The sequence below is a fragment of the Pseudomonas sp. W15Feb34 genome (genome assembly GCF_023127765.1).
In the GTDB taxonomy this organism is placed as follows: domain Bacteria; phylum Pseudomonadota; class Gammaproteobacteria; order Pseudomonadales; family Pseudomonadaceae; genus Aquipseudomonas; species Aquipseudomonas synxantha_A.
The window spans coordinates 102,126-120,355 of the sequence record NZ_SPKN01000009.1 but is presented as its reverse complement, the minus strand read 5'-3'; the positions used below and the strand labels follow the sequence as shown (position 1 = coordinate 120,355).

Sequence of the window (18,230 nt, the reverse complement as noted above, 5' to 3'; positions counted from 1 at the left end):
ACCGTCGTCATCCATGTCGAAGGCCGGAAAAAAGCAGGCAAACCCTGCTGTGCGATCCAAGACTAGCGGCGGATTTCGAGCAGCGCTGCTGCCGGAACAAAGGGAAATACTTTGGACATAAAGGCCATCACCCAGCATTCGCGGCCAGGCGCTATACCTAGGTCTGCAACTCGAAGATTCACTCGCGTCCACGGAGGGAACGCACATGACACAACGAGGGTTCACCCTGATTGAAATGCTGCTGGGGCTGATCGTCACCAGCTTCCTCGCGCAATTGGCCGTACCCGGTTTCAAAGGTTTGCTTGAATCGCAGCAACGACAAAGCGTGGCCCAATCACTTGCCGCCGGACTGCGTTACGCACGCATGGAGGCCATCACGCGCAATCAGGCGGTGGTCATTCATGCAAACGACAGGGACTGGAGCCTGGGGTGGCGGGTGATACTGGATGTCAGTGGACGCGGCCATCAGGACGACGACAACCCGGTGCTGCTGGAGCGCCAGGGTGATGGTCGCGTGCCAGTGGCAGGCAATGGCCCGGTCACGGACCAGGTGCGTTTCAGCGGCTTGGGAGAACCGGTTTTCGCCGGCGGAGGCTTCCGTGCCGGCACCGTGCATGTGTGCGACACGAGCCAGGCACAGAGCCTGTATCAGATCGTGCTGGCCCCCAGCGGACGCATCAGCCTGCGCAGTGACAAGACCGAGCAGGCATTATGCCGAGCCGATGCCGGCATTGTTGGCGTCAGAGCAGCGAGCGGACCCGCAGTTCCTTCGGCATCGAGAACGTGATGTTCTCTTCACGACCTGCCAGCTCATCGGCGCCAGTAGCGCCCCAGGCCTGCAACTGCTGGATCACGCCGCGTACCAGCACTTCCGGTGCGGAGGCGCCTGCCGTGATGCCGATACGCTCGACACCATCGAACCAACTGCGCTGCATGTCTTCGGCACCGTCGATCAGGTACGCCGGCGTAGCCATGCGCTCGGCCAGCTCACGCAGGCGGTTGGAGTTGGAGCTGTTAGGGCTGCCGACCACCAGCACTACGTCACACTCATTTGCCAGTTGCTTGACCGCATCCTGGCGGTTTTGCGTGGCGTAGCAGATGTCATCCTTGCGCGGGCCGCCAATGGCCGGGAACCGCGTGCGCAGGGCATCGATTACGCGGCTGGTGTCGTCCATGGACAAGGTGGTCTGGGTCACGAAGGCCAGGCGTTCCGGATTGTGCACCTGCAAGTTGGCGACGTCTTTCTCGTCCTCGACCAGGTAGATAGCACCGCCGTTGCTGGCGTCGTATTGGCCCATGGTGCCTTCTACCTCCGGGTGACCGGCGTGGCCGATCAGGATGCACTCACGACCGTCGCGGCTGTAGCGCGCCACTTCGATATGCACCTTGGTCACCAGTGGGCAGGTGGCATCGAACACCTTGAGGCCACGGCCCGCCGCTTCGGTACGTACAGCCTGGGAAACACCGTGGGCACTGAAGATGACGATCACGTCGTCGGGCACCTGATCGAGTTCTTCGACAAAGATCGCCCCGCGCGCGCGCAAGTCTTCGACCACAAATTTGTTATGGACGACTTCATGGCGCACATAAATCGGCGGCCCGAAGACTTCCAGGGCGCGATTGACGATTTCGATCGCCCGGTCCACGCCGGCGCAGAAGCCACGGGGGTTGGCGAGTTTGATTTGCATGCTGTGCCTCGTGTATTGCAGCCATATTGAGTCAATTTGACACTGACTCAACCGACAATGGAGATCAAAGGTGGGAGGGGGCTTGCTCCCGATATAGGTATATCAGTCTGCACATTTAGCTGATATACCGCTATCGGGAGCAAGCCCCCTCCCACATTTTAGACCGCGTACGGTCGGTTACAGCGCTTTGACGTCGATAATCTCGACGTCAAAGGTCAACGTCTTGCCGGCCAACGGGTGATTGAAGTCGATGGTCACTTGCGCGTCATCAAATGCTTTCACCACGCCAGGCAATTCAGTGTTCGCCGCATCATTGAAGATCACCAGCAAGCCTTCCGACAGGTCCATGTTCTGGAACTGCGAACGGGGGATGATCTGCACGTTTTGCGGGTTGGGCTGGCCAAAGGCGTTTTCCGGCAGGATTTGCAGGGTGCGCTTGTCACCGGCCTTGAAACCGAACAGTGCCGCTTCGAAACCCGGCAGCAGGTTGCCGTCGCCGACCTTGAAGGTCGCGGGGGCCTTGTCGAACGTGCTGTCGACCGTGTCGCCATTCTCCAGGCGCAGTGCGAAATGCAAAGTGACTTCCGTGTTCTGGCCGATGCGTTGCTCAGCCAATACCTGATCAGTCATTGACGGTTTCTCCGGTTTTCTTGCTCTTGAACATATCCAGCGCCAGCATGATTGCGCCGACGGTGATAGCACTGTCGGCAAAGTTGAACGCCGGGAAGTAGTGGCGGTTCTGCCAATGCACCAGGATAAAGTCGATCACATGGCCCAGGGCGATGCGGTCATACAGGTTGCCCAGCGCGCCACCCAACACTAGGGCCAGCGCGATGGCCAGCCAGGTGTCGTCGCGGCCCAGGCGCTTGAGCCACACCACCAGTACGGCACTTACCACCACGGCGATCACAGCAAACAGCCAGCGCTGCCAGCCACCGCCGTCAGCGAGGAAGCTGAAGGCGGCGCCAGTGTTGTAGGCCAGGGTCCAGCTGAAATAATCCGGGATCACCACGATTTGCTGGAACATTTCCAGGGAGCCCTCGAAGTGAGCCTTGCTGACCTGGTCAATGACCAGGACCAGCAGGCTCAGTACGAGCCAGCCCAGACGTCCGAAACGACTGTCTGCATTAGGCATAGTGGCGAACCTCGCCTTCACCGCTGATGTTGTCGACACAACGACCGCAGATTTCCGGGTGCTCAGGGTTCACGCCGACGTCTTCACGGCAGTGCCAGCAACGAGCGCACTTGGGGAAGGCCGACTTGACCACTTTGAGCTTAAGGCCAGGCACTTCGGTAGCCACCGCATCTGCCGGAGCCTGGGTAAACGGCGCCAGGCTCGCAGTAGAGGTGATCAGCACGAAGCGCAGCTCGTTGCTCAGCTTGGCCAGGTCGGCGGTCAGGCCGTCTTCGGCAAACAGGGTGACTTCGGCTTGCAGGTTGCCACCCACGGCCTTGGCCGCACGCTGGACTTCCAGTTCCTTGTTCACCGCAACCTTGACGGCCATCACGCCTTCCCAGTACTCGCGGCCCAGTTCGAAGTCAGCCGGCAGTTCGGTCAGGCCTTCGTACCAGGTGTTGAGCATGACGGACTCGTTACGCTCGCCCGGCAGGTACTCCCACAGTTCGTCAGCGGTGAATGCCAGGATCGGTGCGATCCAGCGCACCAGCGCTTCGCTGATGTGGTACAGCGCGGTCTGCGCCGAACGGCGCGCCTTGCTGTTGGCGCCAGTGGTGTACTGGCGGTCCTTGATGATGTCGAGGTAGAAACCACCCAGCTCCTGCACGCAGAAGTTGTGGATCTTGGAGTAGACGTTCCAGAAGCGGTATTCGCCGTAGTGTTCCTGCAACTCGCGCTGCAGCAACAAGGTACGGTCCACAGCCCAACGGTCGAGGGCGAGCATGTCTTCGGCCGGCAGCAGGTCGCTGGCCGGGTTGAAGCCGGTCAGGTTCGACAGCATGAATCGCGCGGTATTGCGGATACGACGGTAGGCGTCGGCGCTGCGGGCCAGGATCTGGTCCGACACGGCGATTTCACCCGAGTAATCGGTGGAAGCCACCCACAGGCGCATGATGTCGGCGCCCAAGGTGTCGTTGATCTTTTTCGGCTCGATCACGTTCTTCAGCGATTTGGACATCTTGCGGCCCGTCTCGTCGACGGTGAAGCCGTGGGTCAGCAGCTCGCGGTACGGCGCATGGTTGTCGATGGCGCAACCGGTGAGCAACGACGAGTGGAACCAGCCACGGTGTTGGTCCGAACCTTCCAGGTACAGGTCGGCACGCGGGCCGGTCTCGTGGCCCATCGGGTGCGAACCACGCAGCACATGCCAGTGAGTGGTGCCCGAATCGAACCACACGTCGAGGGTGTCGCTGATCTTGTCGTACAGCGGCGCTTCGTCGCCCAGCAGCTCGGCAGCGTCCAGCTTGAACCAGGCTTCGATGCCTTGCTGCTCGACACGCTGGGCCACGACTTCCATCAGCTCGACGGTGCGCGGGTGCAGCTCACCGCTTTCCTTGTTCAGGAAGAACGGGATCGGCACGCCCCAGTTGCGCTGGCGGGAGATGCACCAGTCCGGACGGTTGGCGATCATCGAGTGCAGGCGCGCCTGACCCCAGGACGGGACGAACTTGGTGTCTTCGATGGCCTTGAGCGAGCGTACACGCAAGGTGTCGCCGCTGGTCGGCTCTTTGTCCATGCCGATAAACCACTGCGCCGTAGCGCGGTAGATCAGCGGGGTCTTGTGACGCCAGCAATGCATATAGCTGTGCTGGATGGCGGCGGTTTGCATCAACGCACCGACTTCACGCAGTTTTTCGATGATCGGCTGGTCAGCCTTGAAGATGAACTGGCCACCAAAGAACTCGAGCGAAGGCACGTATACGCCGTTGCTCTGCACCGGGTTGATGATGTCGTCGTTGACCATGCCGTACTTCTTGCAGATCACGAAGTCGTCCACGCCATAGGCAGGCGAGCAGTGGACAATGCCGGTACCCGAACCCAGCTCGACGTAGTCAGCCAGGTACACTGGCGACAGACGGTCATAGAACGGGTGACGGAAGTTGATCAGTTCCAGCGCGGAGCCGGTGGCGGTGGCGATCACCGAGCCTTGCAACTCGTAGCGGGCAAGGCACGACTCGACCATTTCTTCGGCCAGCACCAACAGGCGATCACCGACATCCACCAGAGCGTAGGTGAATTCCGGGTGCACGTTCAGCGCCTGGTTGGCCGGGATGGTCCACGGGGTGGTGGTCCAGATCACGATGGCAGCCGGCTTGGCCAGGCTTGCCAGGCCGAATGCCTCGGCCAGCTTGGCGTCATCGGCAATCGGGAAGGCCACGTCGATGGTCGACGACTTTTTGTCTTCGTATTCGACTTCCGCTTCGGCCAGGGCCGAACCGCAGTCAAAGCACCAGTTCACGGGCTTGAGACCCTTGAACACGAAGCCGCCCTTGACGATTTCAGCCAAGGCACGGATTTCACCGGCCTCGTTCTTGAAGTTCATGGTCTTGTAGGGATTGTCCCACTCGCCCAGCACGCCCAGGCGAATGAATTCGGACTTCTGCCCTTCGATCTGCTCGGTGGCGTAGGCACGGCAGAGTTCGCGGGTCTTGTCCGCGCCCAGGTTCTTGCCGTAGGTCACTTCGACTTTGTGCTCGATCGGCAGGCCATGGCAGTCCCAGCCCGGAACGTACGGCGCGTCAAAGCCCGACAGGGTTTTGGAGCGCAGGATCATGTCCTTGAGAATCTTGTTCAGCGCATGACCGATATGAATCGTGCCGTTGGCATAAGGAGGGCCGTCGTGCAGGACGAATTTCGGACGATCCTTGCCAATTTCGCGCAACTTTCCGTACAGGCCAATACTGTTCCAGCGCTGCAGGATCTGCGGTTCGCGCTGTGGCAGGCCGGCCTTCATTGGGAAGGCGGTGTCCGGAAGGTTTAGCGTGGCTTTATAGTCGGTCATTTAAGGCTCTTCGGTTAGCGATGGGCGCTAGGTGCGGCTAGTGCACGGGCGGCGGCGACATCCGCATTGATCGCCGTTTTCAACGCCTCCAGGGAGGCGAAACGCTGCTCTTCACGCAGCTTCTGGTGGAAAACCACCGTCAAACGCCGGTCGTATAAATCACCGGCAAAATCCAAAAGGTGAACTTCCAGGTGGGCCTTGCCATCACCTGCAACCGTGGGCCTGACGCCTATATTGGCGACTCCCGGCCACGATTGGCCGTCGATGTCGACGCTGACCAGGTAAACCCCGGTCAGCGGCACACGGCGGCGCTTGAGTTGCACGTTGGCAGTTGGCGTGCCCAATTGGCGCGCCAGCTTCTGGCCGTGCAGTACCCGCCCGGCAATGCGGAAGGGGCGACCGAGCAAACGCTCGGCCAGGTCGAAGTCGGCGGCAGCCAAGGCGTTACGCACCTGGGTGCTGCTCACACGCAGGCCGTCCAGTTCGACGGTTTGGGCGGCTTCAACGGTAAAGCCCTGGTTGACGCCGGCATGTTGCAGGAAATCGAAATCCCCGACCCGATCGCAACCGAAATGGAAGTCGTCACCGACCTCCAGGTGTTGTACACCCAGGCCATCGACCAGGATGCGGTCGACGAACTCGGCGGCGCTGAGGCTGCGCAAACGCTGGTTGAAAGCCAGGCAGAGGACGCGGTCCACGCCCTCCTCCGCCAGCAGTTGCAGCTTGTCGCGCAAGCGCGCCAAACGGGCCGGCGCTGTTTCCGGGGTAAAGAACTCCCGCGGTTGTGGCTCGAAAATCACCACGCAGCTGGGCACACCCAACTCGACCGCACGCTCGCGCAGCCTTGCCAGGATAGCCTGGTGGCCACGGTGAACACCGTCAAAGTTGCCAATAGTGGCGACGCAGCCCCGATGCTCGGGGCGCAGGTTGTGGAGACCTCGAACCAGCTGCATAACGCGCTTCTTGCTCATAAAGTGGTCGATTATAACCACACCCGGCCCCGGACGACAGGCAACAGCGCAGGCCAAATGGGTCGAATCGATAAAACAATCGTTTTATCGCGGCGAAGTCTCTATCCCAGCGACTTGCGATTGAAATCCCGCAGGCGGAAACCCTGCAACAGCAACATCCCGAAGTACACCGCTACGCCCGCAACCACCAACACGCCCAGGCGCATAAAGCGCTCAAGCATATCGCCATCGCCCCAGGCCGGCATCACGTGCATCAAGCCCACCAGCACGGCGGACATCGCAGCCACCGCCACGAGCAACTTGAGGGTAAACATCCCCCAACCCGGCTGTGGTTGATACATCTGCTGTTTGCGCAGTTGATAAAACAGCAGGCCTGCATTGATACAAGCTCCGGCACTGATCGCCAGCGCCAGCCCGGCATGGGCCAAAGGACCGATAAATACCAGGTTGAGCAGTTGCGTGACAATCAGCGTGAAAATCGCGATTTTCACCGGCGTACGGATGTTCTGCTGTGCGTAGAAGCCCGGTGCCAGCACCTTGATCACAATAATGCCGAGCAGACCGACAGAGTAGGCAACCAGTGCGTGCTGGGTCATCAACGCGTCGTGCGCATCGAATTGCCCGTATTGAAACAGCGAGACCGTCAGCGGCTCGGCCAGGATTCCCAGGGCCAGTGCGCATGGCAACACCAACAGAAAGCACAGACGCAGGCCCCAATCGAGAATGCGCGAATACTCCTGACGATCCTTGCTGGCATAGGTGCGTGCCAGGGTAGGCAGCAGGATCGTGCCCAATGCCACACCAAGCACACCGGATGGCAACTCCATCAAGCGGTCGGCGTAGTACATCCACGATACCGAGCCGGATACCAGCAACGAGGCGAACGCGGTGTTGATGATCAGGGAAATCTGACTGACCGATACCCCGAGTATCGCCGGCAGCATATTGCGCATCACACGCCAGACGCCGGTGTCCTTGAGGTTCAGGCGTGGCAGTACGAGCATGCCGATTTTTTTCAGGTGCGGCAGTTGGTACAGCAACTGCGCCAGGCCGCCGGCCAGGACCGCCCAGCCCAGGGCCATGACGGGCGGATCGAAATACGGCGTAAGGAACAGCGCAAAAATAATCATGCTGACGTTCAGCAAGGTTGGCACAAAGGCCGGTACCGAGAAACGATTCCAGGTATTGAGGATCGCCCCGGCGAGCGAAGACAGGGAAATCAGCAATATATAAGGAAAGGTCACCCGCAGCAGATCAGTGGTGAGCGCAAACTTTTCCGGCGTATTGGCAAAACCGGGCGCCGTGGCCCAGATCACCCAGGGCGCGGCGAGCATCCCGACGATGGTTACCAGCATCAGTACCAGCGTCAGCAAACCCGAGACGTAGGCGATGAACGTACGAGTCGCCTCCTCGCCATGCTGGGTCTTGTATTCGGCCAGAATCGGCACGAACGCCTGGGAGAACGCGCCTTCGGCAAAGATCCGTCGCAGCAGGTTGGGGAGTTTGAAGGCAATAAAGAAGGCATCCGTGGCCATACTGGCGCCAAAGATGCGCGCCAGCAGAGTGTCACGCACAAACCCCAAAACCCGGGAGATCATCGTGATAGAGCTGACCGCAGCCAACGATTTGAGCAGATTCATTGAAAGAGTTTGCGCCTATAGATAAAGAGCAGGCGAACAAAGCGCCCACTTATGCGATACTGCGCGCCTGCAACAGCACAGAGCCAAAGCTCGCGAGTTTACAGGTCAAGCGCCGGAAATAAATCACCCGCCTCTTCAGATCGACCACTCAGCAGTTCGCATCAGCCGCCCTTGACAACCCATCAAGTCATCGGCATGATTCGCGGCCTATTTTGTTTGCTATTTCCTAAAAAGTCTTTCGAGGAGCTCGACGGTGGCCAACACACCTTCCGCCAAAAAACGTGCAAAACAGGCTGAGAAGCGTCGCAGCCACAACGCCAGCCTGCGTTCCATGGTTCGTACCTACATCAAGAATGTAGTTAAAGCCATCGACACCAAAGACGCTGAAAAAGCTCAAGCTGCTTACGTTCTGGCCGTGCCAGTTATCGACCGTATGGCCGATAAAGGCATCATCCACAAGAACAAGGCCGCTCGCCATAAGAGCCGCCTGAATGGCCACATCAAGGCTCTGAGCGTTCCTGCTGCAGCCTAAGTGGTAACAACTGCCACGCAGCCCAGGCTGCGTAACAGTTAAGAAATGCCCCGTACCGAAAGGTCCGGGGCATTTTTGTTTGCCCAAAGATTCATCACAACTTCCCTTGTGGGAGGGGGCTTGCTCCCGATGGCGGTGTGTCAGTCAGAATATCTGGTACTGATACACCGCTATCGGGAGCAAGCCCCCTCCCACATTAAAACGCAAAAAAAAAACGCCCCGAACCAGTCGGGGCGTTTTTGCTACCGATTGATCAAACCACAATCAATGGTGATGACCGCCTTCACCGTGGACGTGGCCGTGAGCCACTTCTTCCTGGGAAGCATCGCGGATGGCAACGATTTTCACTTGGAAGTTCAGGCGCTGGCCAGCCAGAGGGTGGTTGCCGTCGACCGTCACATCATCGCCGTCCAGGTCACGGATGGTGACGATCTGCATTTGGCCGTCCGGCGCGGAAGCGTGGAACTGCATGCCCACTTCCAGCTCGTCAACGCCTTCGAACATGCTGCGGCTCAAAGTGCTGACCAGCTCGGCGGAGTATTCGCCGTAGGCATCTTCAGGTTCTACGGCTACGGTCAGTTCGTCACCGACTGCCTTGCCTTCCAGGGCCTTTTCCAGGCCTGGGATGATGTTACCTGCGCCTTGCAGGTAGACCAGCGGCGCGCCGCCGGCTGAGCTGTCGATGACCTCACCAGCGTCGTTGGTCAGGGTATAGTCGATGGAGACAGCCTTGTTAGCGGCGATCGTCATGGGGCGAGACCTTTTGCATAAGAATGAAGAACGGACAAGTCTAAACAAGGATTTGCCCGAAAGCGAACAGAACCCGGACAGACGGGGCCGACCAACGGTCTCGACGATCACCGGATTCCACCAGGATGACGACCGGCACTGGGTTGCCGAGCTGTCCTGCGGCCACACCCAGCACCTGCGCCACCAGCCGCCGTGGCAGTCGCGCGCCTGGGTCGTCGACCCCGCGCAACGCCTTGAAAAAATAGGCCAACCCTTTGCGTGCGGCTGGTGTGCGCAAGTGCGCGAATAACGATAACCTTGACGCCTGATTCGCGGTAGGCGCCCATGCATAGGGCGCCACCCAAGCCATGCACCTCCAGAGAATTCGCATGCAGACTTTTTTTATCGCGCCCACCGATTTTGGTGTGGGTCTGACCTCCATCAGCCTTGGGCTGGTGCGCACCCTGGAACGGGCCGGCCTTAAAGTCGGCTTCTTCAAACCGATTGCCCAGCCACACCCGGGCGATACCGGTCCGGAGCGCTCCACTGAGCTGGTGGCACGTACCCACGGCCTGAAGCCACCACAACCCCTGGGCCTGGCCCATGTGGAGCGAATGCTCGGCGACGGCCAACTCGATGAGCTGCTTGAAGAAATCATCACCCTGTATCAGCAGGCCGCCGTAGGCAAAGACGTGCTGATCGTCGAAGGCATGGTGCCGACCCGCAGCGCCAGCTACGCCGCGCGGGTCAACCTGCACCTGGCCAAGAGCCTGGATGCGGAAGTGATCCTGGTCTCGGCGCCGGAGAACGAAGTGCTCACCGAGCTCTCTGGCCGGGTGGAATTGCAGGCCCAACTGTTCGGCGGCCCCAAAGACCCGAAAGTATTGGGCGTGATCCTCAACAAAGTGCGCACCGACGAAAGCATGGAGGCATTCTCGGCGCGCCTTAAAGAGCACTCGCCGTTGTTGCGCAGCGGCGATTTCCGCCTGCTTGGCTGCATCCCCTACCAGCCCGAACTCAATGCCCCGCGCACCCGCGATGTGGCCGACCTGATGGGTGCGCAGGTCCTCAACGCCGGTGACTATGAAACCCGGCGCATGACCAAGATCATCATTTGCGCCCGTACCATGCGCAACACCGTAGAGCTGCTCAAGCCCGGCGTCCTGGTGGTTACCCCCGGCGATCGCGACGACATCATCCTCGCCGTCAGCCTGGCCGCGATCAACGGCGTGCCGCTGGCCGGCCTGCTGCTGACCAGCGACACCCTGCCCGACCCGCGCATCATGGATCTGTGCCGCGGCGCCTTCCAGGCCGGGTTACCAGTGCTGTCGGTGAGCACCGGCTCCTACGACACCGCCAACCAGCTCAATAGCCTCAACAAGGAAATCCCCATCGATGACCGTGAGCGCGCGGAGATCATCACCGACTTCGTCGCCAGCCACCTCGACGCACGCTGGCTGCACCAACGGTGTGGCACGCCCAGGGAGATGCGCCTGTCGCCGGCGGTGTTCCGCTACCAGTTGATCCAACGGGCCCAGGCCGCCAACAAGCGCATCGTGTTGCCCGAGGGCAGCGAGCCGCTGACGGTGCAGGCCGCCGCCATCTGCCAGGCCCGAGGCATTGCCCGCTGCGTGCTGTTGGCCAAACCGGCGGATGTCGAAGCGGTCGCCCGTGCCCAGGGTATCGAGCTACCCGAGGGCCTGGAGATTCTTGACCCGGACCTGATTCGCCAGCGCTATGTCGAGCCGATGGTTGCCTTGCGCAAGACCAAGAGCCTCAACGCACCAATGGCCGAGCAACAGCTGGAAGACACAGTGGTGATCGCCACCATGATGCTCGCCCTGGACGAAGTGGACGGCCTGGTCTCCGGCGTCATCCACTCCACCGCCAATACCATTCGCCCGGCCCTGCAACTGATCAAGACCGCGCCGGGCTGCACCCTGGTGTCGTCGGTGTTCTTCATGCTGTTCCCCGAGCAGGTGCTGGTGTACGGCGACTGTGTGATGAACCCACACCCAAGCGCCGCGGAACTGGCGGAAATCGCCTTGCAAAGCGCCGATTCCGCCGCCGCGTTCGGCATCACGCCACGCGTGGCGATGATCAGCTACTCCAGCGGTGATTCGGCCAGCGGCGAAGAAGTGGAAAAAGTCCGCGAAGCCACCCTGCTCGCCCACGAACAGCAAGGCTCGCTGCTGATCGACGGACCGCTGCAATACGACGCCGCCGCCAATGAAAGCGTGGCCCGGCAATTGGCGCCCAATAGCCAGGTGGCGGGCAAGGCCACGGTGTTCGTGTTCCCCGACCTGAACACCGGCAACACCACTTACAAAGCCGTGCAACGCAGCGCCGATTGCGTGAGCCTGGGGCCGATGCTCCAGGGCCTGCGCAAACCGGTCAACGACCTGCCGCGCGGCGCCCAGGTAGACGACATCGTGTACACCATCGCGCTGACTGCGATCCAAGCCGCCAACCGACCTATGGATATCTAAATGCTGGATTTTCTACCTGCCGCCGTACGCGGGGTGATCGCTTCGCTGTTGCTGGCGCTGAACACGATCCTGCTGTGCTCGTTCCTGTTTATTGTCGCGCTGTTCAAGGCACTGCCCTTCGCCAAGCGCTTCAGCGAATGGCTGATGAACCACACCCACGAAGCCTGGGTGACCAACAACAAAGGCTGGATGAACCTGGTGCGCCGCACACGCTGGCACCTAAGCGGCCTTGAAGGCCTGGACTATCAGCATTCGTATCTGGTGACCAGCAACCACCAGAGCTGGGTCGATATCATGGTGCTGCAATACGTGCTCAATCGGCGCATTCGCCCGCTGAAGTTTTTCCTCAAGCAAGAGCTGATCTGGGTGCCGGTGATTGGTCTGGCGTGGTGGGCACTGGGCTTTCCGTTCATGAAGCGCTACACCAAGGCTTATCTTGAGAAGCACCCGGAAAAGAAAGGCAAGGACCTGGAAACCACCCGCAAGACCTGTGCGAAGTTTCGCGACAACCCCGTGGGGATTTTCAACTTTGCCGAAGGCACACGCTTTACGCCGGGCAAGCATGCGCAGCAACAGTCACCGTTTCGCTACCTGCTTAAACCCAAGGCGGGCGGCATTGCGTTTGTGCTGGATGCCATGGGCGAGCAGCTCAAATCATTGGTGAATGTGACCATCCATTACCCTGCCGGGCGCCCAGGCTATTGGGATTTGCTGTGCGGCAATGTGAAGGAGGTGGTGGTGCATTTTGAAGAGGTGCAGATCCCGGCTGAATTCATTGGCAAGAATTATGAGCAGGATGGGGAGTACCGGTTAGCGTTCCAGGGCTGGATCAACCGGTTGTGGGAAGACAAGGATGCGTTGCTGGAGCAGTTGCACAAAGACTTTCCAGCCAGCCGCTGATCAGCATGTGGATGCAATTCAATGTGGGAGCTGGCTTGCCTGCGATAGCGGTGGATCAGCTAAGGATAAATAAACTGACAGTCCGCCATCGCAGGCAAGCCAGCTCCCACATTGACCGAGTCCACATTTGAGAATGTGTAAAAAGCCCGCCACCGATCACTCGGTGGCGGGCTTTTTTGTGCGGCAATAAAGCCTAGATCGCGCCGCGCTGACGCAACAACTCCAGCACTTGCTTGACGCTGTCTTCCAGCGACAAGGCCTGGGTATCGATCACCAGGTCGGCATTCAACGGCACGTCGTACGGGAAGGACTCGCCAGGGATGTTATCCCCACCGGCCGCGTACAAACCTTGCGGATCACGCTCGGCACATACCAGCGGCGACGCCTGCACATAGACGGTCAGCAGGCGATCACTGCCAATCAGCGCCTTGGCCTGTTCACGGCCTTCGGCATCCGGCGCGACAAAAGCCGCAAGGGTCAGCAAACCGGCTTCGTTGAACTGACGCGCCACGTGAGCCGCACGGCGCCAGTTCTCGGTACGCCCGGCACGGTCCTGAGGCAAGCCTTTGTTCAGGTCATGCCGCAGGTTCTGGCCGTCCAGCACGAACACCGCACGCCCCATGTCGAACAGCTTGCGCTCAACCGCATAGGCCAACGTGCTCTTGCCGGCACCCGACAAGCCGCTGAACAACACGGTGGCCGGTTGCTGGCCGAAACGCAGGGCACGTTCTTCAGTGGCCACGTGTGCCAATTTGTCGTGCTGCGCTGCACCGCCCTGGCTGGCCGGTGGCGCGATGATCATGCCCGCGGCCACGGTGCCATTGGTCAGGCGGTCGATGACGATAAAGGCACCGGTGGTGCGATTGCTGTCATAGCCATCCAACGCAATGGCGGCATCAAGGCTGACCTTGACCCGGCCAATTTCGTTGAGCTGCAGCGAACTCGCCGGGCCTTCGGCCAGGGTGTTCACGTCCACGCGATGCACGATGCTGGTGATAGAGCCCGGCACGTAGCTGGTAGCGCGCTTGATGTCGTATTTCTTGCCCGGCAGCATCGGCTCTTCAGCCATCCACACGAGCATGGCGTCGAACGCATCGGTCACTTGCGGCACATTGTCGGCATGCACCAACAGGTCGCCACGGGAGATATCGATCTCGTCTTCCATGGTCAGGGTCACGGCCTGGCCTGGGCCGGCGTGCTCCAGCTCACCTTCGAAGGTGACGATGGATTTGACCCGGCTGCGTTTGCGTGACGGCAGCACCACGACTTCGTCGCCTTTGTGCACGATGCCGCTGGCAAGAGTGCCGGCAAAACCACGGAAGTTCAGGTTCGGGCGGTTGACGTACTGCACCGGGAAACGCAGGTCGGTGTAGTTGCGGTCGTTGGCGATCTCGACGGTCTCGAGGATCTCCATCAGCGACTGGCCGGTGTACCAGGGCGAACGCTCGCTCTTGTTCACCACGTTGTCGCCCTTGAGCGCCGACATCGGCACGAAGGCCAGGGTACTTGGCTTGAACGCGATGCCTTCCGCGAACTTCAGGTAATCGGCCTTGATCGACTCGAATACGCTTTGGTCAAAGCCGTTGATGTCCATCTTGTTGACGGCCACCACGATGTGCTTGATGCCCAGCAACGAGGCGATAAAGCTGTGGCGACGGGTCTGGGTCTGCACGCCATAGCGGGCGTCGATCAGGATAATCGCCAGGTCACAGGTGGACGCACCGGTGGCCATGTTGCGGGTGTACTGCTCATGGCCGGGGGTGTCGGCGATGATGAACTTGCGCTTGGCGGTGGAGAAGTAGCGGTAGGCAACATCGATGGTGATGCCCTGCTCACGCTCGGCCTGCAGGCCGTCGACCAGCAAGGCCAGGTCGATGTCATCGCCGGTGGTGCCGGACTTCTTCGAATCGCGGGTGATGGCTTCCAGGTGATCTTCGTAGATCATCTTGGAGTCGTGCAGCAGGCGCCCGATCAGGGTGCTCTTGCCGTCGTCGACGTTGCCGCAGGTCAGGAAGCGCAACATCTCTTTGCGCTCGTGCTGGCCCAGGTAGGCGAGGATGTCCTCGCTGATCAAATCAGATTGATGCGACATGACAGCCCCTTAGAAATAGCCTTGACGTTTTTTATCTTCCATGGAGCCTGCGCCATCGTGGTCGATGACCCGGCCCTGGCGCTCGGAAGTTCGCGTCAGGAGCATTTCCTGAATGATGTCCGTCAGCGTCTCGGCTTCGGACTCCACCGCGCCCGTCAACGGGTAGCAGCCAAGGGTACGGAAACGGACTTTCTTTTTGACGATGCGGGCTTTGTCTTCGTCGGACAGGTGTTCGAGGATGCGGTCGTCGTCGATCATGATCAACGTGCCGTTCTTCTCGATCACTTCGCGCTCGGCGGCGAAGTACAACGGCACGATCGGGATACCTTCCAGGTAGATGTACTGCCAGATATCCAACTCGGTCCAGTTGGACAACGGGAACACGCGGATCGACTCGCCCTTGTTGACGTTGCCGTTGTAAACGTTCCACAGCTCCGGACGTTGGTTCTTCGGGTCCCAGCGGTGCTTGCTGTCGCGGAACGAGTACACGCGCTCTTTGGCACGAGACTTCTCTTCATCGCGACGGGCGCCGCCGAACGCTGCATCGAAACCATGCTTGTCCAGGGCTTGCTTGAGGCCCTCGGTCTTCATGATATCGGTGTGCTTGGCGCTGCCGTGGGTGAAGGGGTTGATACCCTGCGCCACACCATCCGGGTTGACGTGAGTGATCAGGTCCAGACCAAGCTCTTCGACCATTTTGTCGCGGAACTTGTACATTTCCTGGAATTTCCAGCGCGTGTCGACGTGCATCACTGGGAACGGCAGCTTGCCCGGGAAGAAAGCCTTGCGTGCCAGGTGCAACATCACGGCGGAGTCTTTACCGATCGAGTAGAGCATCACCGGGTTGTCGAACTCGGCGGCGACCTCGCGGATGATGTGGATGCTTTCCGCCTCCAGCTGTTTCAGATGCGTCAGTTTGTCGACCATGGTTACTCACGGAAAAACGATCTTATGGACGGCCAGGCGGGCCGTGTTCGAGCGGGGCATGCTAGCACAGCACCTTCTTCTATTCAGGGCGCCATCTAGATCGAAACGGTATATGAATATACCGACCAGTTTGGCCGCAAATAGACTCAAGTGTGGGAGGGGGCTTGCTCCCGATAGCAGTGTGTCAGTTAGTACATATTTCAATGATCCATCGCCATCGGGAGCAAGCCCCCTCCCACATTCAGTCGCGCTCTAAGGCTCAGATCGGGTTCGGGCAGTCGATAAATAAATGCTCCAGGGCAAAGCGTCGCGCCAGGTAATCGCCCAACGCCTGCACCCCATAGCGCTCGGTGGCGTGATGACCGGCAGCAATGAAGCTGACGTCGTTTTCACGGGCGCTGTGGAAGGTCTGCTCGGATGCCTCGCCGCTCAGGTACAGGTCGACCCCGGCGGCAATCGCCTGGTCGATATAGCCCTGGCCACCTCCGGTGCACCAGCCGACGCGGCGGATCATCTGGCTGCCTTCGACCAACAGCGGTTCGCGCCCCATTGCATCCTGCACACGGCGGGCGAAATCACGCGGTGACAAAGGTTCGGCCAGCGACCCCACCAAGCCGACCACCTTGGGGTTGCTCGGGTCCAACGGGCCTTCGACGGTGATGTCCAGTTGCTTGGCCAGTTGCACGTTATTGCCCACCTCAGGGTGAAGGTCCAATGGCAGGTGATAGGCCAATAGGCTGATGTCGTGCTTGAGCAGGGTTCTCAGGCGGCGCTGCTTCATGCCGGTGATACACGGGCTCTCGCCCTTCCAGAAATAACCATGATGCACCAGCACCAGGTCGGCCCCGGCTTCGACGGCGGCGTCCAGCAGCGCCTGGCTTGCGGTCACACCGCTGACGATGCGCATCACCTGCGGGCGGCCCTCGACCTGCAAGCCATTGGGGCAATAATCGGCAATTTTGGCACTGCCAAGGTAGCGGTCGGCTTCCTCAACGAGGGTGGTAAGAGGGACGGCCATAAAAGACTCCTAAATATCCGGTTCGCAGGCATCGCAGCCTCGTATAATGCGCGACATTATGGGCGCTCGCCCGCCCCCTGCAACCTGTCAGGACTTACTTGATGCTCAAGGCACTGCGTTTTTTTGGATGGCCATTGTTGGCTGGCGTGCTGATCGCGATGCTGATTATTCAGCGTTATCCCCAATGGGTGGGCCTGCCTACCCTGGATGTGAACCTGCAACAAGCACCGCAAACCAACACGGTGGTGCAGGGCCCGGTCACCTATGCCGACGCGGTCACCATTGCGGCCCCTGCGGTGGTCAACCTGTACACCACCAAGGTCATCAACAAACCGGCGCACCCGCTGTTCGAGGACCCGCAGTTTCGCCGCTATTTCGGTGACAACGGCCCCAAGCAGCGCCGCATGGAGTCGAGCCTGGGTTCCGGGGTAATCATGAGCCCCGAAGGCTACATCCTCACCAATAATCACGTGACTACCGGCGCCGACCAGATCGTGGTCGCCCTGCGTGATGGCCGCGAAACCCTGGCCCGTGTGGTGGGCAGCGACCCGGAAACCGACCTCGCAGTACTGAAAATCGATTTGAAGAACCTGCCATCGATCACCCTCGGTCGCTCCGACGGGTTGCGCGTGGGTGATGTAGCACTGGCGATCGGCAACCCGTTCGGCGTGGGCCAGACGGTCACCATGGGCATCATCAGCGCCACCGGGCGCAACCAGTTGGGCCTTAATAGCTACGAAGATTTCATCCAGACCGACGCAGCCATCAACCCGGGCAATTCCGGCGGTGCGTTGGTGGATGCCAATGGCAACCTGACCGGCATCAACACGGCGATTTTCTCCAAGTCCGGCGGCTCCCAAGGCATCGGTTTTGCGATCCCGGTGAAGCTGGCGATGGAAGTGATGAAGTCGATCATCGAACACGGCCAGGTCATTCGCGGCTGGCTGGGCATTGAAGTGCAACCCTTGACCAAGGAACTGGCCGAGTCGTTTGGCCTGACCGGACGCCCAGGCATCGTGGTCGCCGGGATCTTCCGCGATGGCCCGGCACAGAAAGCCGGCCTGGAGTTGGGCGATGTAATCCTCAGCATCGACGGTGCACCGGCCGGTGATGGCCGCAAGTCGATGAACCAGGTAGCGCGGATAAAGCCGACCGACAAGGTGGCGATCCTGGTCATGCGTAACGGCAAGGAGATCAAGCTCTCGGCGGAAATCGGCCTGCGTCCGCCACCGGCGACCGCACCGATAAAAGAAGAGCAGTAGCCGATACGCCCAAGTGCCCGTCC

16 protein-coding genes are annotated in these 18,230 nt (G+C 60.1%); 6 read left to right on the top strand and 10 right to left on the bottom strand.

Translation table 11 applies throughout. The features are described 5' to 3' along the window. Positions 1 to 205: 205 nt before the first annotated feature. The gene (locus E4O97_RS04540; RefSeq protein ID WP_078820257.1) at positions 206 to 787 is read left to right on the top strand and encodes a GspH/FimT family pseudopilin; all 582 of its coding nucleotides are present in this window, start codon (positions 206 to 208) and stop codon (positions 785 to 787) included. Here the strand turns inward: E4O97_RS04540 and ispH are convergent. The 6 genes from ispH to murJ all read right to left on the bottom strand — a co-directional run bounded on the left by ispH (position 741) and on the right by murJ (position 8,258). Beyond that, positions 741 to 1,688 carry a 4-hydroxy-3-methylbut-2-enyl diphosphate reductase gene (gene ispH, locus E4O97_RS04535; protein ID WP_005784653.1) on the bottom strand — a complete coding sequence of 316 codons (948 nt, stop codon included), beginning with the start codon at positions 1,686 to 1,688 and terminating at the stop codon, positions 741 to 743. The genes E4O97_RS04540 and ispH overlap by 47 nt on opposite strands. 177 nt (positions 1,689 to 1,865) lie before the next feature. Next, positions 1,866 to 2,303, bottom strand: a complete 438-nt coding sequence (fkpB, locus tag E4O97_RS04530; RefSeq protein WP_177327426.1) for an FKBP-type peptidyl-prolyl cis-trans isomerase — start codon at positions 2,301 to 2,303, stop codon at positions 1,866 to 1,868. A gap of 7 nt (positions 2,304 to 2,310) precedes the next feature. Beyond that, positions 2,311 to 2,823: a signal peptidase II gene (gene lspA, locus E4O97_RS04525; protein WP_032877979.1), complete on the bottom strand. Its 513-nt coding sequence runs from the start codon at positions 2,821 to 2,823 to the stop codon at positions 2,311 to 2,313. After that, positions 2,816 to 5,647 (bottom strand): isoleucine--tRNA ligase, encoded by a 2,832-nt coding sequence (gene ileS / locus E4O97_RS04520; protein WP_078820256.1) that lies wholly within the window; start codon positions 5,645 to 5,647, stop codon positions 2,816 to 2,818. Before ileS ends, lspA begins: the two co-directional genes overlap by 8 nt. A gap of 14 nt (positions 5,648 to 5,661) precedes the next feature. Next, the gene (gene ribF / locus E4O97_RS04515) at positions 5,662 to 6,600 is read right to left on the bottom strand and encodes a bifunctional riboflavin kinase/FAD synthetase (RefSeq protein ID WP_003188404.1); all 939 of its coding nucleotides are present in this window, start codon (positions 6,598 to 6,600) and stop codon (positions 5,662 to 5,664) included. Between the two features lie 119 nt (positions 6,601 to 6,719). Next, positions 6,720 to 8,258, bottom strand: coding sequence for a murein biosynthesis integral membrane protein MurJ (gene murJ / locus E4O97_RS04510; RefSeq protein ID WP_078820255.1), 1,539 nt, complete (start codon positions 8,256 to 8,258; stop codon positions 6,720 to 6,722). Between the two features lie 253 nt (positions 8,259 to 8,511). Between murJ and rpsT the strand changes: the two genes are divergently transcribed. After that, entirely contained in the window at positions 8,512 to 8,790 is a 279-nt protein-coding gene (rpsT, locus tag E4O97_RS04505) for a 30S ribosomal protein S20 (protein WP_003188401.1), read from the top strand. A 264-nt stretch (positions 8,791 to 9,054) separates the two neighbouring features. Here the strand turns inward: rpsT and E4O97_RS04500 are convergent, their stop codons facing one another. After that, positions 9,055 to 9,540, bottom strand: coding sequence for a peptidylprolyl isomerase (locus E4O97_RS04500; protein ID WP_003171645.1), 486 nt, complete (start codon positions 9,538 to 9,540; stop codon positions 9,055 to 9,057). Here E4O97_RS04500 and E4O97_RS04495 point away from each other — a divergent pair. From E4O97_RS04495 to E4O97_RS04485, 3 genes are all read left to right on the top strand, one after another. Further along, positions 9,539 to 9,829, top strand: a complete 291-nt coding sequence (locus tag E4O97_RS04495) for a DUF3565 domain-containing protein (RefSeq protein ID WP_078820254.1) — start codon at positions 9,539 to 9,541, stop codon at positions 9,827 to 9,829. The two genes, E4O97_RS04500 and E4O97_RS04495, sit on opposite strands and share 2 nt — an antisense overlap. Positions 9,830 to 9,908: 79 nt before the next feature. Further along, on the top strand, positions 9,909 to 12,008 hold the full coding sequence (pta, locus tag E4O97_RS04490; RefSeq protein WP_078820253.1) for a phosphate acetyltransferase: 2,100 nt from the start codon (positions 9,909 to 9,911) through the stop codon (positions 12,006 to 12,008). Continuing rightward, positions 12,009 to 12,908: an acyltransferase gene (locus E4O97_RS04485; protein ID WP_078820252.1), complete on the top strand. Its 900-nt coding sequence runs from the start codon at positions 12,009 to 12,011 to the stop codon at positions 12,906 to 12,908. Positions 12,909 to 13,101: 193 nt separating this feature from the next. Here E4O97_RS04485 and cysN read toward each other — a convergent pair whose 3' ends face one another. From cysN to E4O97_RS04470, 3 genes are all read right to left on the bottom strand, one after another. Next, positions 13,102 to 15,000 (bottom strand): sulfate adenylyltransferase subunit CysN, encoded by a 1,899-nt coding sequence (cysN, locus tag E4O97_RS04480; protein ID WP_005784642.1) that lies wholly within the window; start codon positions 14,998 to 15,000, stop codon positions 13,102 to 13,104. Positions 15,001 to 15,009: 9 nt separating this feature from the next. Further along, on the bottom strand, positions 15,010 to 15,927 hold the full coding sequence (gene cysD, locus E4O97_RS04475) for a sulfate adenylyltransferase subunit CysD (RefSeq protein ID WP_005784641.1): 918 nt from the start codon (positions 15,925 to 15,927) through the stop codon (positions 15,010 to 15,012). 259 nt (positions 15,928 to 16,186) lie between these two features. After that, entirely contained in the window at positions 16,187 to 16,945 is a 759-nt protein-coding gene (locus E4O97_RS04470) for a Nif3-like dinuclear metal center hexameric protein (RefSeq protein WP_032877985.1), read from the bottom strand. A 101-nt stretch (positions 16,946 to 17,046) separates the two neighbouring features. Between E4O97_RS04470 and algW the strand changes: the two genes are divergently transcribed. Beyond that, complete coding sequence (algW, locus tag E4O97_RS04465; protein WP_005784639.1) at positions 17,047 to 18,207, top strand: Do family serine endopeptidase AlgW; 1,161 nt, start codon at positions 17,047 to 17,049, stop codon at positions 18,205 to 18,207. Positions 18,208 to 18,230 lie beyond the last annotated feature (23 nt).

Coding starts and splice junctions, on each gene's coding strand:
- E4O97_RS04495 (WP_078820254.1), top strand. CDS start 9,539: ATGGGGCGAGACCTTTTGCATAAGAATGAAGAACGGACAAGTCTAAAC.
- pta (WP_078820253.1), top strand. CDS start 9,909: ATGCAGACTTTTTTTATCGCGCCCACCGATTTTGGTGTGGGTCTGACC.
- murJ (WP_078820255.1), bottom strand. CDS start 8,258: ATGAATCTGCTCAAATCGTTGGCTGCGGTCAGCTCTATCACGATGATC.
- ileS (WP_078820256.1), bottom strand. CDS start 5,647: ATGACCGACTATAAAGCCACGCTAAACCTTCCGGACACCGCCTTCCCA.
- E4O97_RS04470 (WP_032877985.1), bottom strand. CDS start 16,945: ATGGCCGTCCCTCTTACCACCCTCGTTGAGGAAGCCGACCGCTACCTT.
- cysD (WP_005784641.1), bottom strand. CDS start 15,927: ATGGTCGACAAACTGACGCATCTGAAACAGCTGGAGGCGGAAAGCATC.
- ispH (WP_005784653.1), bottom strand. CDS start 1,688: ATGCAAATCAAACTCGCCAACCCCCGTGGCTTCTGCGCCGGCGTGGAC.
- E4O97_RS04485 (WP_078820252.1), top strand. CDS start 12,009: ATGCTGGATTTTCTACCTGCCGCCGTACGCGGGGTGATCGCTTCGCTG.
- E4O97_RS04540 (WP_078820257.1), top strand. CDS start 206: ATGACACAACGAGGGTTCACCCTGATTGAAATGCTGCTGGGGCTGATC.
- ribF (WP_003188404.1), bottom strand. CDS start 6,600: ATGCAGCTGGTTCGAGGTCTCCACAACCTGCGCCCCGAGCATCGGGGC.
- algW (WP_005784639.1), top strand. CDS start 17,047: ATGCTCAAGGCACTGCGTTTTTTTGGATGGCCATTGTTGGCTGGCGTG.
- cysN (WP_005784642.1), bottom strand. CDS start 15,000: ATGTCGCATCAATCTGATTTGATCAGCGAGGACATCCTCGCCTACCTG.
- lspA (WP_032877979.1), bottom strand. CDS start 2,823: ATGCCTAATGCAGACAGTCGTTTCGGACGTCTGGGCTGGCTCGTACTG.
- E4O97_RS04500 (WP_003171645.1), bottom strand. CDS start 9,540: ATGACGATCGCCGCTAACAAGGCTGTCTCCATCGACTATACCCTGACC.